At 69.8% G+C, this 16,648-nt stretch carries 18 protein-coding genes; 12 read left to right on the top strand and 6 right to left on the bottom strand.

Translation table 11 applies throughout. The features are described 5' to 3' along the window. Positions 1 to 13: 13 nt before the first annotated feature. Positions 14 to 1,483: a peptide MFS transporter gene (locus LRQ07_RS16120; RefSeq protein ID WP_256535198.1), complete on the bottom strand. Its 1,470-nt coding sequence runs from the start codon at positions 1,481 to 1,483 to the stop codon at positions 14 to 16. A gap of 113 nt (positions 1,484 to 1,596) precedes the next feature. Between LRQ07_RS16120 and LRQ07_RS16115 the strand changes: the two genes are divergently transcribed. Then, positions 1,597 to 2,982: a glycine--tRNA ligase gene (locus LRQ07_RS16115; protein ID WP_131494150.1), complete on the top strand. Its 1,386-nt coding sequence runs from the start codon at positions 1,597 to 1,599 to the stop codon at positions 2,980 to 2,982. Positions 2,983 to 3,118: 136 nt separating this feature from the next. Here the strand turns inward: LRQ07_RS16115 and LRQ07_RS16110 are convergent, their stop codons facing one another. Next, the gene (locus tag LRQ07_RS16110) at positions 3,119 to 4,075 is read right to left on the bottom strand and encodes a helix-turn-helix transcriptional regulator (RefSeq protein WP_256535197.1); all 957 of its coding nucleotides are present in this window, start codon (positions 4,073 to 4,075) and stop codon (positions 3,119 to 3,121) included. A 68-nt stretch (positions 4,076 to 4,143) separates the two neighbouring features. On the opposite strand from LRQ07_RS16110, the gene LRQ07_RS16105 reads away from it, so the two are divergent. Next, a complete protein-coding gene (locus tag LRQ07_RS16105) occupies positions 4,144 to 5,292 on the top strand; it encodes an epoxide hydrolase family protein (RefSeq protein ID WP_256535196.1) in 1,149 nt (382 codons plus the stop codon). Positions 5,293 to 5,451: 159 nt separating this feature from the next. Here the strand turns inward: LRQ07_RS16105 and LRQ07_RS16100 are convergent, their stop codons facing one another. The 3 genes from LRQ07_RS16100 to LRQ07_RS16090 are packed head-to-tail and all read right to left on the bottom strand — an operon-like array spanning position 5,452 to position 7,780. Beyond that, entirely contained in the window at positions 5,452 to 5,877 is a 426-nt protein-coding gene (locus LRQ07_RS16100; RefSeq protein WP_232763247.1) for a DUF1801 domain-containing protein, read from the bottom strand. Continuing rightward, positions 5,874 to 6,446: an HhH-GPD-type base excision DNA repair protein gene (locus LRQ07_RS16095; protein WP_256535195.1), complete on the bottom strand. Its 573-nt coding sequence runs from the start codon at positions 6,444 to 6,446 to the stop codon at positions 5,874 to 5,876. The genes LRQ07_RS16100 and LRQ07_RS16095 overlap by 4 nt, the downstream gene beginning before the upstream one ends. A gap of 32 nt (positions 6,447 to 6,478) precedes the next feature. Next, positions 6,479 to 7,780 (bottom strand): glutamyl-tRNA reductase, encoded by a 1,302-nt coding sequence (locus LRQ07_RS16090; RefSeq protein ID WP_256535194.1) that lies wholly within the window; start codon positions 7,778 to 7,780, stop codon positions 6,479 to 6,481. 86 nt (positions 7,781 to 7,866) lie between these two features. On the opposite strand from LRQ07_RS16090, the gene hemE reads away from it, so the two are divergent. Next, positions 7,867 to 8,889, top strand: coding sequence for a uroporphyrinogen decarboxylase (gene hemE, locus LRQ07_RS16085; RefSeq protein WP_248540813.1), 1,023 nt, complete (start codon positions 7,867 to 7,869; stop codon positions 8,887 to 8,889). 59 nt (positions 8,890 to 8,948) lie between these two features. On the opposite strand, the gene LRQ07_RS16080 is transcribed toward hemE, so the two are convergent. Then, complete coding sequence (locus LRQ07_RS16080; RefSeq protein WP_256535193.1) at positions 8,949 to 9,860, bottom strand: NAD(P)H-binding protein; 912 nt, start codon at positions 9,858 to 9,860, stop codon at positions 8,949 to 8,951. 67 nt (positions 9,861 to 9,927) lie between these two features. On the opposite strand from LRQ07_RS16080, the gene LRQ07_RS16075 reads away from it, so the two are divergent. From LRQ07_RS16075 to hemB, 9 genes are all read left to right on the top strand, one after another. Further along, positions 9,928 to 10,260 carry a metalloregulator ArsR/SmtB family transcription factor gene (locus LRQ07_RS16075; protein ID WP_131493328.1) on the top strand — a complete coding sequence of 111 codons (333 nt, stop codon included), beginning with the start codon at positions 9,928 to 9,930 and terminating at the stop codon, positions 10,258 to 10,260. A 26-nt stretch (positions 10,261 to 10,286) separates the two neighbouring features. Next, positions 10,287 to 11,864 carry a protoporphyrinogen/coproporphyrinogen oxidase gene (locus LRQ07_RS16070; protein ID WP_256535192.1) on the top strand — a complete coding sequence of 526 codons (1,578 nt, stop codon included), beginning with the start codon at positions 10,287 to 10,289 and terminating at the stop codon, positions 11,862 to 11,864. A 148-nt stretch (positions 11,865 to 12,012) separates the two neighbouring features. Next, entirely contained in the window at positions 12,013 to 12,444 is a 432-nt protein-coding gene (locus tag LRQ07_RS16065; RefSeq protein ID WP_047521004.1) for a hypothetical protein, read from the top strand. A 1-nt stretch (position 12,445) separates the two neighbouring features. Beyond that, the gene (locus LRQ07_RS16060; protein WP_021198266.1) at positions 12,446 to 12,853 is read left to right on the top strand and encodes a phage holin family protein; all 408 of its coding nucleotides are present in this window, start codon (positions 12,446 to 12,448) and stop codon (positions 12,851 to 12,853) included. After that, complete coding sequence (locus tag LRQ07_RS16055; RefSeq protein ID WP_047521001.1) at positions 12,840 to 13,112, top strand: hypothetical protein; 273 nt, start codon at positions 12,840 to 12,842, stop codon at positions 13,110 to 13,112. The genes LRQ07_RS16060 and LRQ07_RS16055 overlap by 14 nt, the downstream gene beginning before the upstream one ends. Before the next feature lie 77 nt (positions 13,113 to 13,189). Continuing rightward, complete coding sequence (hemQ, locus tag LRQ07_RS16050; RefSeq protein ID WP_047520999.1) at positions 13,190 to 13,870, top strand: hydrogen peroxide-dependent heme synthase; 681 nt, start codon at positions 13,190 to 13,192, stop codon at positions 13,868 to 13,870. Between the two features lie 5 nt (positions 13,871 to 13,875). After that, positions 13,876 to 14,871: a hydroxymethylbilane synthase gene (hemC, locus tag LRQ07_RS16045; RefSeq protein WP_256535191.1), complete on the top strand. Its 996-nt coding sequence runs from the start codon at positions 13,876 to 13,878 to the stop codon at positions 14,869 to 14,871. Further along, positions 14,868 to 15,668 carry a uroporphyrinogen-III synthase gene (locus LRQ07_RS16040; protein ID WP_047520995.1) on the top strand — a complete coding sequence of 267 codons (801 nt, stop codon included), beginning with the start codon at positions 14,868 to 14,870 and terminating at the stop codon, positions 15,666 to 15,668. Before hemC ends, LRQ07_RS16040 begins: the two co-directional genes overlap by 4 nt. Beyond that, positions 15,665 to 16,642, top strand: coding sequence for a porphobilinogen synthase (hemB, locus tag LRQ07_RS16035; protein ID WP_232763255.1), 978 nt, complete (start codon positions 15,665 to 15,667; stop codon positions 16,640 to 16,642). The genes LRQ07_RS16040 and hemB overlap by 4 nt, the downstream gene beginning before the upstream one ends. The last annotated feature ends 6 nt before the right edge of the window (positions 16,643 to 16,648 follow it).

The raw sequence follows: 16,648 nt of genomic DNA, 5'->3' as shown, positions 1-16,648 counted from the left end.
CGCGACGGTGCGATCAGCGCACCCCGCGCATGAGCTTCAGGACGGGTTTCACGCTGAGCAGCAGGCCGATCCCGACGACGATGGCGATGCCACCGAGGATCGAGAAGTACGGCACCTCGTCATCCGGGTCGTAGAACTGCACCAGCCATCCGGAGATCGCGGTGCCGAGGGCGATCGACAGGAAGAACAGCGCGACCATCTGCGTGTGGAACGCGGCGGGCGCGAGCTTGGTGGCCACCGAGAGCCCGACCGGTGACAGCAGCAGTTCGGCGACCGTGAAGACGAACAGGATCCCGACGATCGCCAGTAGCGGCGTGGAGTTCTCGCCCCCTCCGGCGAACGGCAGGAACAGCAGGAACGCCGATCCCATGATGATCGCGGCCAGCCCGAACTTCACCGGTGTCGAGGGCTGGCGCTTTCCGAGTCGGGTCCAGATCGCGGCGAACACTCCCGACAGGATGATGATGAAGACGGGGTTGATCGACTGCACCCACGAGACGGGCATCTCCCAGCCGAACAGGTTCCTGTCGAGGCGCTTGTCCGAGTAGACGGTCAGGACCGTGAACTGCTGCTGGTACAGCGACCAGAACGCGACACTGGTGACGAACAGCGGCAGGAACCCCCACACTCGCGAGCGCTCGGTGGTGTCGATGCGGCGGCTGGACAGGATCACGGTGAAATAGGCGACGGCGGCGATCGCGGTGCCACCGATGACCAGGGTCGCGAGGTTGTCTGCGCGGATCAGCCCGGTCAGGACCAGGACGGCGATGAGGGCGACGGCGACGACGGCGATGATCCCGACGAGAGGGTAGCGGGACGTCGGTAGCGGGTTCGGCACCTCGCGGACCGACGCGGGCAGGGCGCGACGTCCGAACGAGTACTGGACGAGGCCGAAGGTCATCCCCAGGGCCGCGAGTCCGAAACCGAAGTGGAAACCGAGGGAGGACTGCAGGATGCCGGTCAGGATCGGGCCCAGGAACGCGCCGAGGTTGATGCCCAGGTAGAACAGCGAGAAGCCCGCATCCCGGCGGGGATCCTCCGGGGTGTAGAGGCTGCCGACGACCGAGGTCGCGTTCGCCTTCAGGCCGCCGGAGCCGAGTGCGACGAGCACCAGGCCGACGCCCACGCCGACGAAGCCCGGGAGCAGGGCGAGGGCGACGTGGCCGGCCACGATCACCATCGCGCTGACGAAGAGCACCCGTTCGGACCCGAACAAGCGGTCGGCGAGCCAGGCGCCCAGGATGGTCGACAGGTAGACCGCACCGCCGTACGCGCCGACGATCCCGCCGGCGACGGCTTCGGGGAGACCGAGGCCACCCTGCGAGACCGAGTAGTACAGGTAGATGAGCAGGATGCCCTGCATGCCGTAGAAGCTGAAGCGCTCCCACATCTCCACGCCGAAGATGTGCACCAGAGCCCACGGTTGGCCGAAGAAGCGGGTGTCTTCGTTGCGGGCCCGCTGATCTCGCGCTGCAGTGCTCATGTCAGGACGGTACTCCCGTGCGGCCGTCGGGGCCAGGGTCGCCACGGGGCGACGGATAGAATGGGGTGCCCGTGTTCACGGGTCTCCTCCCGCATCCGACCATTGGAGCCACCATGGCCGAACAGTCCCGCCTCGACAAGGTCATCGCCCTCGCCCGCCACCGCGGGTTCGTGTTCCAAGCGGGTGAGATCTACGGCGGTTCCCGGTCGGCCTGGGACTACGGCCCCCTCGGGACGGAGCTCAAGGAGAACATCCGTCGTCAGTGGTGGCAGACGTTCGTGCGCGGCCGTGGCGACATGGTCGGCCTGGACTCCAGCATCATCCTCCCCAAGCGCGTGTGGGAGGCCTCGGGTCACGTCGCGACCTTCACCGACCCGCTGGTCGAGTGCCTGCAGTGCCACAAGCGCTTCCGTGCCGACAACCTCATCGAGGACTTCGAGGCGCGCAAGGGGCGCAAGGCCGAGAACGGCCTCGCCGACATCCCCTGCCCGAACTGCGGCACCAAGGGGCAGTACACGGAGCCCAAGGCGTTCTCCGGCCTGGTGAAGACCTACCTCGGCGTCGTGGACGATGAGTCGGGCCTGTACTTCCTGCGCCCCGAGACCGCGCAGGGCATCTTCGTGAACTTCTCTAACGTGCTCACCGCGAGCCGCAAGAAGCCGCCGTTCGGCATCGGCCAGGTGGGCAAGGCGTTCCGCAACGAGATCACGCCGGGTAACTTCATCTTCCGCACGCGCGAGTTCGAGCAGATGGAGATCGAGTTCTTCACGCCGCCCGCCGACGCGCAGCAGTGGTTCGAGCACTGGGTCGAGGCGTGCTGGAACTGGTTCATCGATCTGGGCATCGACCCTGAGAACATGCGCCAGTTCGACGTGCCGGAAGACGACCGCGCGCACTACTCGGCCGGCACGATCGACGTCGAGTACAAGTTCGGCTTCGCGGGCAAGGAGTGGGGCGAGCTCATGGGCGTCGCCAACCGCACCGACTACGACCTGTCCAGCCACAGCGAGGCGTCGGGGCAGAGCCTGACCTACTTCGACCAGGCCACGGGCGAGCGCTACACCCCGTACGTGATCGAGCCGTCGTTCGGCCTCACCCGCGCGATGATGGCGTTCCTCGTCGATGCCTACCGCGAGGAGCAGGTGCCCAACGCCAAGGGCGGCACCGACGTGCGCACCGTGCTCAAGCTCGACCCGCGCCTCGCGCCCGTCAAGGCCGCGGTGCTGCCGCTCTCGCGCAACGAGAAGCTGTCTCCTCTCGCGCGTGAGGTCGCCGACACGCTCCGCAGCTCCTGGGCCGTCGACTTCGACGATGCGGGGGCGATCGGTCGCCGCTACCGCCGTCAGGACGAGATCGGCACCCCGTTCTGCGTCACGGTCGACTTCGACTCGCTCGAGGACCGTGCGGTGACGGTGCGCGATCGCGACACCATGGCTCAGGAGCGCGTCTCGATCGACCAGCTGCACGCGTACCTCGCGGAGCGTCTGCGCGGCGCCTGAGCCTCGGGTCACCTGCCCTCCCGACTTCCGGGCCTGGTGGTCGAGACCCCCGCGCCCCGTCGAGACCCCCGCCTGCTGACGTCAGCAGGCGGGGGTCTCGACGATCAGGCGGGGTCTCGGTACGGAGGAGGAGGGTTCAGCTGCCGGCCACCGCGCGCGCGTAGCGCTCGGACAACAGCTGGAGGCGGGGGATCAGCTCGGGCGGACTCTCGACCGTGAAGTCCATCATGAGCATCCCGATGTAGGCGGCGACCGTGTCGAGGCTGTCCGCGCCGGTGACGAGGATGCAGTGCTCCTCGTCGATCGGTTCGACCACACCGACCGCGGCATGGATCCGGTCGAGCACGGCCTCCGCCGAGGCGTCGATCCGTAGTCGGGCGTGCACGATCCACCCGCTCACCGCGATGGTCCGCATCGCGAAGGCCGTGTAGTCGCCCCCGGGCAGCGGCTGCGGGTCGAAGCGCCGGTGGGTCGGCATCCGCAGCTCCATCCAGTCGACGCGGTAGGTGCCCCACTTCTCAGTGTGCGGATCGCGCGCAACCAGGTACCAGCGCCGATGCCAGGTGAGCAGCCGATAGGGCTCGACCAGCACGGGCGCCCCTTCGTACTCGAAGCGCAACCACTCCTCGTTGCGGATCGCGCGCGCGATGGCCTGCAGCGATGCGGCGTCCACCTCGGGATCCGGGGCGTCGGTGTCGTTGTTCTCCGGAGCGCGGTCGACGCTGGTGCGGAGGGCGTCCACCGTGGGACGCAGATGCGACGGCAGAACCTGCTCGAGCTTGGCGAGGGCCCGGGCGCCCGACTCCGCGACCCCCGCGATGCCGGCCGCGGCGCGGAGCCCGACCGTGACCGCCACCGCCTCTTCGTCGTCGAGGAGCAGCGGAGGAAGCTTCCCGCCGGCCCCCAGGCGGTATCCGCCGATGGATCCGCGCGTGGCGTCGACCGGATACCCGAGGTCACGCAGCCGCTCGATGTCGTGCCGGATGGTGCGCGCCGAGACGCCGAGACGGGCGGCCAGGTCGGACCCGGAGCGCTCGGGGCCGGTCTGCAGCAGGGCCAGAAGGGCGAGCAGACGAGCGGTCGGATCGGCCATCGGAACTCCGTGAAAGTCGGTCATTTATTAGGAACGAATCCAACCTAATGCGCTTCTACCTTCGAGATATGGAAAACACGACGCTCACCTTCCGCCCCTTCACCGTCTCGGTCTCCGCTGCCGAGGTCGCCGATCTCCAGGATCGTCTCGCCCGCACTCGTCTTCCGCAGCCGTCGCCGACGGATGACTGGGATGCCGGCACGCCCAACTCCTACCTGCGCGAGGCCGTCGCCGCCTGGCGCGACTTCGACTGGACCGCCGCCCAGGAGCGGATCAACGCCGTCCCGCACTTCACCACCGTGATCGACGGACAGACGATCCACTTCCTCCACGTGCGCTCGGCCCACGAGGGAGCGACACCCCTGCTGCTCGCCCACACCTACCCGGGCTCGTCGATCGACTACCTCGACCTGATCGACCGGCTCGTCGACCCTGTGGCGCACGGCGGCCGGGCGGAGGACGCATTCGACGTCGTGATCCCGGATGCGCCCGGCTACGGCTTCTCACAGCCGCTCGCTTCGGCGGGGTGGACGACCGCACGCGTCGCGGAGGCTTACGACCGCCTCATGCGGGGGCTCGGCTATGACAGCTACGGCATCCACGGCTCCGATAACGGCGCCATGGTCGCCCGCGAGCTGGGGCTGCTCGAGCCCGAGGGATTCCTCGGACTGCACGTGCTGCAGCTGTTCTCGTTCCCCTCGGGCGACCCGGCGGAGTTCGAGAAGCTGGAGCCCGCGGACTACGCCGGCCTCGAGCACATGCAGTGGTTCCAGTCGGTGGGCGGGTACAACGCCATGAACTCCTCGCGCCCGCAGACCGTGTCGGTGGGGATCAGTGATTCTCCGGTCGGACTCCTCGCGTACAGCGAGCTGTTCAACTCGTTCGGCAACGGCACGTCGCTCGTGCCTCTGGACAAGATCCTGCTCGAGGTCAGCGTGAACTGGTTCGCGAACGCGGCGTCCGGCATGTCGCGCAGCTACCTCGAGAACGCCAGGGCGGACGCCGCCGAGGAAGGGGCCGAACCGCGCGTCAGCACCGCCCGCACCGGAGTCGCCGTGTTCGCGGACGACTTCCAGACGATCCGGGTCTTCGCCGAGCGCGACAACGCGAACATCGTGCACTGGAGCCGCTTCGACGAGGGCGGGCACTTCGCCGCTCTGGAGCGCCCCGACCTGCTCGCCGCCGACCTCCGCGCGTTCTTCTCCCCGCACTCCTGACCCCCGCCCCGCCCCGTCCCCCCTCCCCGTCCCCCCTCGCACACGCGTCGAGACCCCCGTTCCGCGCCGAGACCCCCTCTCGCAGCCGTCTGCAGGAGGGGGTCTCGGCGACGAGAGGGGGCGCCGACGATCAAGCGGGCAGCACCGCGAGGCGGGGGGTCAGCCCGTGACGGTGAGCTGCACCTCGGAGGTGCCGCCCGCCTCGACCCAGGCCAGTGAGCGTTCGAGGATACCCCGCAGCACGTCGAGGTCGATCTGCTCCAGATCCTTGATGTACAGGCATCCGACGCCCGTGGTGTGCGGTCCGAGCTCGGCCAGGGCCTCGGCGTGCGCGGCCACTCCGTCGAACAGGTAGATCGTCGTCGCAGCCTTGCGCGGAGCGAAACCGAGCAGCCCGCTGTCACCCTCCGTGCCGGTGGGGTAGCGGTAGTGGCAGGAGCCGAACCCGATGATCGTGCCCCAGGTCTGCGGTTCGCGTCCGGTGATCTCCTGCATGAGCGCGGTCAGGGTCTCGGCGTCCCGACGGCGGACCGCGGGGGAGGAGCGGGCGATGAGCCCCGCGACGTCATCCCCGGTCGGCTTCACTTCGCTGCCTTGGCCGCGGCCTTCATGGCCTTCTTGTGCTCACGCACCTTCGTGAGCGAGTCGGGCGAGACGATGTCGGCGACGCTGCGGTAGGAGCCGTCCTCGCCGTAGGGGGCGGACGCCTCGCGCCAGCCCTCGCCCGTGAAGCCGTACTGCTTGCCCAGGAGCGCGAGGAAGATCTTGGCCTTCTGCTCGCCGAAGCCGGGGAGCGCCTTCAGGCGCTTCAGCACCTCGGGTCCCGACGGGTCTCCCTCGGTCCACAGCGCGGCGGCGTCTCCGTCCCAGTCGTCGACGAGGGTCTGGCACAGCGTCTGCACGCGAGTCGCCATCGATCCGGGGAATCGGTGCACCGCGGGAGTCTGCCTGAAGGCCTCGAGGAACTCGTCTGGCGCCATGTGGGCGATCGTCGCGGCGTCGGCAGCTCCGGTGCGCTGCTCGATCTTGAGTGGACCGGCGAATGCGGTCTCCATGGGAACCTGCTGGTCGAGCAGCATCCCCACCAGCAGCGCGAGCGGGTTGTTCGTGAGCAAGTCGTCGGCGGCGGTGTCTCCGGTGATGTGAAGGGCCATGCCTCCAGTGTCCCACCCCGCGGCGGAGCGTGTCAGGCGGTCGCGGCGTCGTCCGCGGCGGAGGTGTCGGTCTCGGGCGCGATGCCGTACAGCGCGGACAGCGCGGCGGTGAACTCGTCGGCGCGACCGGCGGCGGCGAGCTCGTGCGCGCGCACGGTCGGGGTGTGCAGCAGCACGCCGGAGAGGTGGCGCAGAGCCTGCTCGACCTTGCCGTCCTCGTCGCCGCGTGCGCGAGCACGATCGATCTCACGCTCGAGCAACTCGAAGATGTGCGAGCGGAAGGCCACGACCGAGGGGGTCACGCTCTGTCGTGCGCCCACCACGTGGAAGGTCTCGGCGGCTTCGCGGACGACCGTGCGCGCGGCATCCGTCGCCTGGAGCTCTTCGAGCGGTGCGTGGAGGCGGATGGTCTCGAGGTCGAGCAGGGCCACGCCCTCGAGCGAGGCGACGGCGGGGTCGACGTTGCGCGGCATGCCGAGGTCGACCACGAGCCGGCTGTGGGCGCCGACGGGGCAGCCGACAGCGGCGGGTCCGGTCGGAAGCTGCAGGTGCTCGGGGCCGAGCACGGGTTCCGTGGCGGTGGTGCACGTGATGAGCAGGCTCGAGCGTGCGGCGGTGCGGGCGTACTCGTCGGCGGCGATCGGACGGATGCCGTGCTTCGCGGCGAAGACCTCGGCGCGGCCCGAGGGCGAGTACACCGAGATGTTCACGGCACCGCGCTCACGAAGCGTGGCCAGGGTGACCGCGGCATAGGCGCCGGTGCCGACCAGCAGCACGCGCTCGGCGGCCCAGTCGGCGATCCGGCTGTCGGCGAGTTCCAAGGCGAGGCGCACGAGCGAGCGGCCCGCGCGGCCGAGGGCGGTGACGTTCTTGACCTTGCGCTGCGCCTGGCTCGCACGCTGGAAGAGGCGTTCGAGTTCGGGGGAGGTGGTGCCGTCCTTGCGCGCGGACGTGAGGGCGCGGCGGACCTGCCCGGCGATCTCGCCCTCGCCGGAGACGACGGATTCGAGGCCGGAGGCGACCGAGAAGAGGTGTTCGGCGACGCGGCGCCCCGAGTGCACGGCGTAGGCTCCGTCGAGCTCGGCGGCAGGGATGCCCGTCGCGGACTCGACCGCTTCGATGACGGCCTCGACGCCGATCGCACCGGCTGCGGTCACCGGTTCGTCCATTTCGACGTACGCCTCGAACCGGTTGCACGTCGCCAGGACCACGGCACCCTGCACGCACGGCGTCATGCCCACGAGAGTGGGAGCGACGTCGTCGGGGGTGCGGCTCAGGCGTTCGAGCAGTTCGAAGGAGGCGGTCTTGTGACTCGCCGTCACACACAGCAGCACGTTTCGATTGTACCGGAGCGCGGAGAGCGGGGAGTCGCGCGGCCCGACTCGGCGGCTGCATAAGGGCGGAATGCGAGGATGGGGACATGGCCCTCTCCGACGCCCCGCTTCTGCGCGCCCTCGCCGGCGACCGTCCCGCCCGCACCCCGGTCTGGTTCATGCGGCAGGCCGGCAGGTCGCTGCCCGAGTACCGTGACCTGCGCGTCGGGACCCGGATGCTCGATGCATGCCTGACTCCGGATCTCGCGGCCGAGATCACGCTGCAGCCGGTGCGCCGGCACGGGGTGGACGCGGCGGTGTTCTTCAGCGACATCGTCATCCCGCTGCGCCTGGCCGGGGTCGACGTCGAGATCGAGCCCGGGCGTGGCCCGGTGTTCGCGGACCCGGTGCGCACGGCATCCGACGTCGATCGTGTCACCGCCATCGATCCGGACGACCTGGACGGCACGGCCATCGCGGAGGCGGTCGGCATCGTCACGGCGGAGCTGGGCGACACCCCGCTGATCGGATTCGCCGGTGCGCCGTTCACGCTCGCTGCCTACCTCGTCGAGGGCGGTCCCTCCAAGGAGCATCTGCGCGCGCGGGCCATGATGCACTCCGACCCGGAATCGTGGAACCGGCTGGCCGGATGGCTGGCGCGTGTCTCCCGTCGCTTCCTGGAGACCCAGCGGGACGCGGGGGCCTCCGTCGTGCAGCTGTTCGACAGCTGGGCCGGATCGCTCAGCACCGCCGACTACCGCGCGTTCGTGGCTCCGCACTCCCACGCCGCGCTCGCAGACATCAGCCTTCCGACCATCCACTTCGGCGTCGGCACGGGGCCGTTCCTCGCCGACATGCGTCTCGACGGTGTGGCCGACGGGGTGGGTGTCGACTGGCGGCAGCCCCTCGATGAGGCGGCCGCGATCCTCGGACCGGACGTCACGGTGCAGGGCAACATCGATCCTGCGCTCCTCGCCGCCCCGTGGTCGGTGCTGGAGGCTCATGTGCGCGACGTGATCGATCGCGGTCGAGCTGCGCGAGCCCACATCCTCAACCTCGGACACGGCGTCCCGCCCGAGACCGACCCCGACCAGCTCACCCGCATCGTCGAGCTGGCACACTCCCTCTGACGATCAGATCGGCGTTCGAATCGCGCAAGGTGTCGCATCCGTGACCCGAAAGCGACCATTCACGCGATTCGAGGGCCAGCAGTCCGCCGCAGACGACGCATGATCCGCAGGTCGTCGAGAGTGAAGCCCCCGGCCGGGAGCGCCGCGCGGATGCGCTCGTCGTCGAACGCCCGGGCCGGGCGGATGCCGATCGGCGCCTCGGGGGCGAACGGTGCGGCCTCGCTCACGCCCTCCGCGAGCATCCGTGCCTGAGCCTTCGCCACGAGCGGGACGACCATCGTCCACTCGGTCACCTGGGCCAGCGCCCGCACGACCCACGTCGGCACCGGGAGGAACGCGGGACGGCGTCCGGCGACACGGGCGATGCGACGGATCGCCTCGCCGAGTGTGACCTCATCCACACCCATGACCGCGATCGTCGGCTCCTCGATGCGGCCTTCGAGAGCGGCGACGAGGACGTCGACCGCGTCCTCCACGGGCACCGGTCGTGCCGTGCGTTCGCGGTAGCCGACGGTCCAGAAGAAGGGCAGTGTCCGCACCGCCTTGGTCACGTGGTCGACCATGTGATCGCCGGGGCCGTAGATCATCCCGGACTTGAGGATGGTGTGCGGTATGCCGGAGGCGCGGACGATCTCCTCCGCCTCCCACTTCGACTCGTGGTATCCGGAGCCGCAGTCGGGGCGTGCTCGGAGGAAGCTGACGAGGACGATGCGCTGCACGCCGGCGCGGCGGGCTGCCTCCACCACGGCCTTCGTCCCGTCGACGTGCACGCGACGGAACGTCTGCCCGTCTATCTCGCGGTTGATCCCGGCGCAGTGCGCCACGGCGTCGCACCCCTCGAAGGCTTTACTCAGGGCCTCCACGTCGGTGATCTCGATGCCGTTCCGGCGGGAGATCACGACCGCGTCGTCGAGGCGGTCGGCGAGGTTCCTGCCGACGAATCCGGTGCCGCCCGTGATCGCTACCCGCATGGTGCTTCTCCTTTGCTAATTAGCTACGCGGCTAAAGAGTATCTAGCAAGAGTGCTATATTGCAACCATGACCGACAGCGCGAGCGACATCTTCGCGGCGCTGGCGCACCCCACCCGGCGCCAGATCCTGCAGGATCTGAAAGAGGGGGAACTCGCGGCCGGCGAGATCGCCTCGCGTTTCTCCGCGAGCGGGCCGACCATCTCCCGTCACCTGAGTGTGCTCCGCCAGGCCGGACTCGTCACCGAGCGCCGCGACGCCAACCGCATCCTCTACTCGCTCGTCGGTGAACGGCTCGCGCTGTCCGTCGGCGACTTCCTCTCGACGGTGTGCCCCGAGCAGATCGTGCTGCGCGAGGTCCGCAAGCGTGGACGCGGCAGTTCTGAGCCCGTCGAGGCCTGATCCGCACCGATGGGAGAATTGAGGGCATGACGCCCGACCCTTCCTCTGCAGAGCCGTCCGATCTCGCCGCCCGCGCGGCGCAGAAGCACGTGGTCGTGATCGGTGGCGGCATCGGCGGCCTCGTCGCGGCGCGGGAATGCGCCAAGGTCGGCATGCGCGTCACCCTGCTCGAGTCCGCGGACGAACCGGGGGGCGCGATCCGTCGCATCGAGCTGGACGGCGTCGTCGTCGATGCCGGGGCCGAGAGCTATGCCACCAGGGGCGGACACGTGCGCGCCTTCGTCGAGGAGCTCGGCCTCGCAGATCGCATCGTGGCTCCGCAGGCGGGCGCCGCCTGGTTGGCCGGCATCCCCGGCGTGGGCGCGGCACCGCTCCCGGTCGGAGGGATCCTGGGGATCCCCGCGAACCCCTTCCAGGACGACGTGCGTCGGATCATCGGATGGTCGGGCGTCTGGCGCGCCTACCTCGATCGTGTCCGGCCGCCCCTCACGATCGGCCACCAGCTCAGTCTCGGCAAGCTGGTCGCCTCGCGTATGGGACCCAAGGTGCGCGACCGTCTCGTCGCGCCCGTCACCACCGGCGTCTACTCCGCATCTCCCGACGACGTCGACATCGACGTGGCGGCTCCGGGCCTCAACGCCGCGCTCACCCGCGTCGGCTCCCTCTCCGGTGCGGTGCAGTCGCTCCGTGACAAGGCGGCCACGGCGAGGGCGGCGACGGCGAGCGCGGCGGACAAGACGCCCGGAGCGGCCGTCGAAGGGCTCTCCGGAGGCATGAGCGCCCTCGTCGACGCGCTCGCCGCCGATCTGGGACGCCTCGACGCCGACGTGCGGACGGGCGTGAGGGTGCGCAGCGTGCGCCGGGCCGGGGCGGCCTGGACGGTGGAGGTGGAGACCGCGCCCGTCGTCGACCTCCCCGCCGTCACCGACGACGAGGCCGCGGTCGTCACGGAGTTGCGTGCCGCCGCGGTGGAATCCGCTGCTCCGGTGGTCGAAGAGCTCGCCGCCGACGCCGTCATCATCGCGACGCCCGAGTCCACGGCGCGGGAACTCCTCTCCGCTGTGGTGCCCGATCTCCGGAAGACGGAGGCGGCGGCCTCGCCCGAGATCGAGATCGTCACCCTGATCCTCGACGCGCCCGCGTTGGATGCCACCCCGCGTGGCACCGGCGTACTCACGGTGCCGGGCAGCCACACGGCCAAGGCTCTGACGCACTCGACCGCGAAGTGGGGGTGGGTGCGTGAAGCGGCAGGAGATCGCCATGTCGTCCGCGTGTCGTTCGGCGCGCAGGGGGAACCGGCCGCCACCGCAGAGCTGAGCGATGCTGATGCTACGGACCTCGCCCGCAGGGAAGCCGCTGCTCTGCTCGGTGTCCCCCTCGCCCCCGCGGCCGTCCTCGCCTCCCATCGCGGCCGTTTCGTGCAGTCGCAGCCGGCGTCGATCATCGGATCCGGGGCCCGGCGTCGGGCCGCGCGGGCTGCGGTTCAGGCAGTTCCCGGCCTCGCTGCGGTCGGTGCCTGGCTCGCCGGAACAGGGCTCGCGCAGGTGATCCCGGATGCGCGGGACGAGGCGGACCGCTTGCGGCGCACCCTGTTGTGGGACTGAGACACCTCTCCATGTCAACCCTCCGGCGTATAGATGCCGAAATCGGCATACGGGGTTACGCTGGGAACCTGCCGCCGGGCGCGAAGCCTGCGGTCGATCCAAGCCGGGCGAAGCTGGCCGGACAACCGGAACAAGGTGAGGAGACCCCATGAAGGGGAAGATCGGACTCGTCGTCGGACTCGGCGTGGGCTACGTCCTCGGCACCCGTGCCGGACGTGAGCGCTACGAACAGATCAAGACGCAGTGGCTGAAGGTGTGGAACCTCGATCCGGTGCAGGAGCAGGTCACCAAGGTCAAGGGCTTCGTCGGCGACAAGGCCGCTGCCGTGCCGGGAGCGCTCTGGACCGGCGTGGTGAAGGTCGCCAAGTCCGTCAGCGGCAACGGCACCCCGGGTCAGCGACTCGACTCCGCCATCGCCACCGGCCGCGAGGCGGCGGAAGACCTCGCCGAAGCCACCGAGGAAGCGGTCGAGGCCGCGAAGGCGACGGCGAGCACGCCCGCCAAGAAGCCCGCCGCCAAGAAGCCCGCGGCCAAGAAGCCCGCGGCGACCAAGTCCGCCCCCAAGAAGTCCGGCGCCTGACATGCCCCGCGGTTACCGTGATCGTGCCGACGACAGTCTGCTGACCCTGCTCGGGGATCTGCCGGAACTCGTCACGAATCTGGTCAAGGCCGAGATCGACGCCGCGAAGGCGTGGATCTCGCGGACCTCGAAGGACGCCGGTATCGGCTCCGTGTGGTTCCTCGTCGCGCTGTTCTTCCTGTTCTGGGCCGTGCCCGTGATCCTGGTCTTCGCGATCGCCGGACTCTCGTCGTGGTGGCCCGTGTGGCTCTCGGCGATCGCCGTGTTCGGCATCCTGATCCTGGCCGTGCTGCTGTTCGCGCTGCTCGGCATCCTGAAGTTCCGCAAGGTCCTCGCGCGCCAGAACCCGGCGCAGGCCGTTGCGGAAGACATCCGACTCGTGAAGGAGGCCGGCGATGACGAATTCTGAATCGATGCCGCGCACCGCCGTCCCCGCCGGGATCGTCGACCCCGTCGCCTCCGCGCGCGCTGAACTGAAGGCCGCGCTCGCCGCCATCGAGGTCAAGGGCAACCTGCCGCGCCGTCTCGAGAAGGCCTCCACGCGCGCCGCCGCCAAGGCCCGGGTGTTCGCCGATCGCAACCCGATCGGTGCGATCGCCGCTGCCGTCGGCGTCGCTGCGGCCGTGGGCGGTGCGGTCTGGGCGATCGCGCGCGTGATCTCCCGCTGACGCGCGGAGTTCCGAGAGGTCGGGACCGCTTCTGGGGTGATTAGCGGCTCCTGCACAAACGAGGCAGACTGGGGAGCATGATGTCCGAAGAGAGCGCTGAGAACCCGTCCGGCTTCACACTCTGGGCCGTCTGGCGACGGAATCCCGATGTGCCCGTGACGGAGAGCGAGTCGACGGAGCTCGAGACGATCGTCGCGTATATCGAGGACTCCGGGGTGACCGTTCGCGGCTTCTACGACGTCTCCGGACTCAAGGCCGACGCCGATCTCATGGTGTGGCTGCACGGCGACACCGCGGAAGAGCTGCAGAAGGCCCTTCGACGCCTGCGCCGCACCGAGCTCCTGCGTCCGCTCCTCCCGGTGTGGAACGTCATGGGCGTCCATCGCGATGCCGAGTTCAACCGCGCACACGTCCCCGGATTCCTGCGCGGCATCGAGCCCAAGGACTGGCTGTGCCTGTACCCCTTCGTGCGCACGCCCGAGTGGTACCTCGCTCCGGAGGAGGAGCGGCGCACGATGCTGGCCGACCACGGACGCCGAGGTGCGGCGTTCACCGGCGTCCTCGCCAACACGGTCGCGTCCTTCGCGCTCGGCGACTACGAGTGGCTGCTGCCGCTCGAGGCCGATGAGCTCACCGACCTCGTCGACCTCATGCGGGACCTGCGCTACACGGACGCGCGGATGTACGTGAAGGAGGAGGTGCCCTTCTACACGGGGCGCAGGCTCCGGTTCGACGAGATCGCGGACGTCCTCCAGTAAGCGCCATGAGCACCCCCATCCGTCTGGGAACCCGTCACAGCGCGCTCGCGCAGGCGCAGTCGGGCCATGTCGCGACCGCGCTCGAGAAGCTCTCCGGTCGCCCTGTCGAACTCGTCCCGATCACCAGCGAGGGCGACACGAACCGTGCCTCCCTGTCCGAGATCGGTGGCCAGGGCATCTTCGCCACGCGATTGCGCGAGGCGCTGCTCGCGGGGGAGTGCGACTTCCTCGTCCACTCGCTCAAGGACCTGCCGACCGCAGTCCCCGAAGGGCTCGTGATCGCCGCGACGCCGAAACGAGAGGATCCGCGAGACGTGGTCCTCACCCGCGACGGCGTCCCGCTCCACGAGCTGCGTTCCGGCAGCACGGTCGGCACCGGTTCTCCGCGGCGCATCGCCCAGGTCCATCGGCGCGCGCCGGGTGCGGAGGTCGTCGACATCCGGGGGAACGTGGATTCACGTCTCGCGCGGGTCGTCTCGGGCGAGCTGGATGCCGTGATCCTCGCTGCGGCAGGGCTGTCGCGGCTCGATGCGAGGACTCCCCTCCAGCGCGAGGAGCTCGGGCTCGCCGAGTGGCCGACCGCTCCGGGGCAGGGTTCGCTCGCGGTGGAGACCCGTGCGGACGCGCCCCAGGAGCTGCTCGACGCCCTCGCCGGTCTCGATGACAGGGACACCCGGCTGGCCATCACGGTGGAGCGCGCGATCCTGCAAGGACTCGATGCCGGATGCCAGGCGCCGATGGCCGCGCACGCCGTCGTCGACGGCTCGTCGATCCGTGTCAGAACGGTGGTCTACGCGACGGACGGTGGGCGCCGGATCGGCCTCGACGTCACCGAAGACCTGAACGGGGAGTATATTCGTCGGAACGGCAGTGGCAATGGAGCGGATGCTGCCGATGGTGCAGACCCGATGCACGCAGCGCGCGAGCTCGGGTTCACTGTTGCCCGTCGGCTGCTCGATCAAGGGGCGGCCGGCCTCGTATCCCGAGAGCAATCCTCATGACCACTTCCGAAGAAATCAAGCAGGACCGACCGCTGGACGGCTGGCGCATTCTGGTGCCCCGTGGCGGGCCGTGGGGCGACAGCGTCGCCGCGAGCCTTCGGGCGCTGGGCGCCGTCCCCGTCGTGGCGCCGCTGATCAACTTCGCCCCGACCACCGACCAGGCGACGCTCGACACCGCGCTCGCGCAGCTCGCCGCCGGAGAGTTCGACTGGCTCACGATCACCAGTGCGACGACCGTGGACGTCCTCTTCGCCCATCGGGCGATCGTGCCGCGATCGACCAAGATCGCCGCGGTCGGTGAGACGACGGCCGCTGCTCTGCAGGCCGTCGGCTACGAGGTCGCGCTCGTCCCCGAGCAGGACAACTCCGCCGAGGGGATGGCGCGGCAGCTCATCGGACTCGAGAAGGAACCGCGCCGCATCCTCGCCCTGCGCAGCGAGATCGCCAAGCCGGTGCTCAGTCGTCTGCTCTCCGAGGCGGGGCACGATGTCCACGGTGTCGTCGCCTACCGGACGGTCGGCGTCCCGGTGACGGAGCGCATCCGCCGCGATGTCGAGAACGGCCGCATCAACGCGATCCTCGTCACCAGCGGCTCGGTCGCCCAGCAGGTGCGCGAGCAGTTCCCGGAGATCCCGGATGAGACGCTGCTCGCCGCGATCGGCCCACGGACGGCGAGGGACGCCCAGCTCGCAGGACTGCCCGTGTCGGTGGTCGCCGACCGGCAGACGATCGACGCACTGATCGACGCGGTCTCGCACTTCACCCTTCCGCACGCGGCCGACGAGTTCGCACCGTGAGCTACCCCGATGTTCGCCTGAGGCGGTTGCGCCGGTCTCGGGCCGTGCGCGACCTCGTGCGCGAGACCTCGCTGGAGCCGCGGCAGCTCGTGCTCCCGCTGTTCGTCCGCGAAGGACTCACCGAACCGGTGCAGATCGGCTCGATGCCCGGTGTCGCGCAGCACTCGATCGACTCCTTGCGCGCGGCGGCGGTGGAGGCGGCGGAAGCGGGTGTCGGCGGTGTGATGCTCTTCGGCGTCCCGGAGGTCCGCGACGCCCGCGGCTCCGGCGCCGACGACCCGCACGGCATCCTCAACCTCGCCACGGCGGCGCTCGCGGCCGAGGTCGGCGACGCACTCGTTGTCCAGACGGACCTCTGCCTCGACGAGTTCACCGACCACGGTCACTGCGGCGTGCTCGCGGCCGATGGCTCGGTCGACAACGACGCGACGCTGGAGCGGTACACCTCGATGGCGCTCGCACAGGCGCGGGCCGGGTCGCAGCTCCTCGGGCTCTCCGGCATGATGGACGGCCAGGTCGCGGTGATCCGCGCTGCCCTGGATGCCGAGGGCTTCACCGACACGCTTCTCCTCGCCTACGCCGCGAAGTACGCGAGCGCCTTCTACGGACCGTTCCGTGAGGCTGTCGACTCGCAGCTGAAGGGTGACCGGCGCACGTACCAGCTCGATCCCGGCAACCGCCGCGAGGGCGTGCGTGAGGCCGTCGTCGATGAGGCCGAGGGCGCCGACATCGTGATGGTGAAGCCGGCGATGGCGTTCCTCGACGTGCTGCGGGAGGTGCGCGACACCGTGAGCGTTCCGGTGTGGGCGTACCAGGTCTCCGGCGAGTACGCGATGATCGAGGCCGCCGGCGCGAACGGCTGGATCGACCGGCGGGCCGCTGTGCTCGAATCCCTGCTGTCGATCCGACGGGCAGGCGCGGATGCGGTGCTGACCTATTGGGCGACCGAAGCTGCAGCCTGGCTGCGCGACTGACGTCTT

This window comes from Microbacterium sp. J1-1, from assembly GCF_024498615.1.
Taxonomy (GTDB): domain Bacteria; phylum Actinomycetota; class Actinomycetes; order Actinomycetales; family Microbacteriaceae; genus Microbacterium; species Microbacterium aurugineum.
This window is presented reverse-complemented; position numbering and strand designations above follow the sequence as displayed.

Excerpts from the sequence above, each read along its gene's own strand:
- LRQ07_RS16120 (WP_256535198.1), bottom strand. The coding sequence starts at position 1,483 with ATGAGCACTGCAGCGCGAGATCAGCGGGCCCGCAACGAAGACACCCGC.
- LRQ07_RS16115 (WP_131494150.1), top strand. The coding sequence starts at position 1,597 with ATGGCCGAACAGTCCCGCCTCGACAAGGTCATCGCCCTCGCCCGCCAC.
- LRQ07_RS16110 (WP_256535197.1), bottom strand. The coding sequence starts at position 4,075 with ATGGCCGATCCGACCGCTCGTCTGCTCGCCCTTCTGGCCCTGCTGCAG.
- LRQ07_RS16105 (WP_256535196.1), top strand. The coding sequence starts at position 4,144 with ATGGAAAACACGACGCTCACCTTCCGCCCCTTCACCGTCTCGGTCTCC.
- LRQ07_RS16095 (WP_256535195.1), bottom strand. The coding sequence starts at position 6,446 with ATGGCCCTTCACATCACCGGAGACACCGCCGCCGACGACTTGCTCACG.
- hemE (WP_248540813.1), top strand. The coding sequence starts at position 7,867 with ATGGCCCTCTCCGACGCCCCGCTTCTGCGCGCCCTCGCCGGCGACCGT.
- LRQ07_RS16080 (WP_256535193.1), bottom strand. The coding sequence starts at position 9,860 with ATGCGGGTAGCGATCACGGGCGGCACCGGATTCGTCGGCAGGAACCTC.
- LRQ07_RS16075 (WP_131493328.1), top strand. The coding sequence starts at position 9,928 with ATGACCGACAGCGCGAGCGACATCTTCGCGGCGCTGGCGCACCCCACC.
- LRQ07_RS16070 (WP_256535192.1), top strand. The coding sequence starts at position 10,287 with ATGACGCCCGACCCTTCCTCTGCAGAGCCGTCCGATCTCGCCGCCCGC.
- LRQ07_RS16065 (WP_047521004.1), top strand. The coding sequence starts at position 12,013 with ATGAAGGGGAAGATCGGACTCGTCGTCGGACTCGGCGTGGGCTACGTC.
- LRQ07_RS16060 (WP_021198266.1), top strand. The coding sequence starts at position 12,446 with ATGCCCCGCGGTTACCGTGATCGTGCCGACGACAGTCTGCTGACCCTG.
- LRQ07_RS16055 (WP_047521001.1), top strand. The coding sequence starts at position 12,840 with ATGACGAATTCTGAATCGATGCCGCGCACCGCCGTCCCCGCCGGGATC.
- hemQ (WP_047520999.1), top strand. The coding sequence starts at position 13,190 with ATGATGTCCGAAGAGAGCGCTGAGAACCCGTCCGGCTTCACACTCTGG.
- hemC (WP_256535191.1), top strand. The coding sequence starts at position 13,876 with ATGAGCACCCCCATCCGTCTGGGAACCCGTCACAGCGCGCTCGCGCAG.
- LRQ07_RS16040 (WP_047520995.1), top strand. The coding sequence starts at position 14,868 with ATGACCACTTCCGAAGAAATCAAGCAGGACCGACCGCTGGACGGCTGG.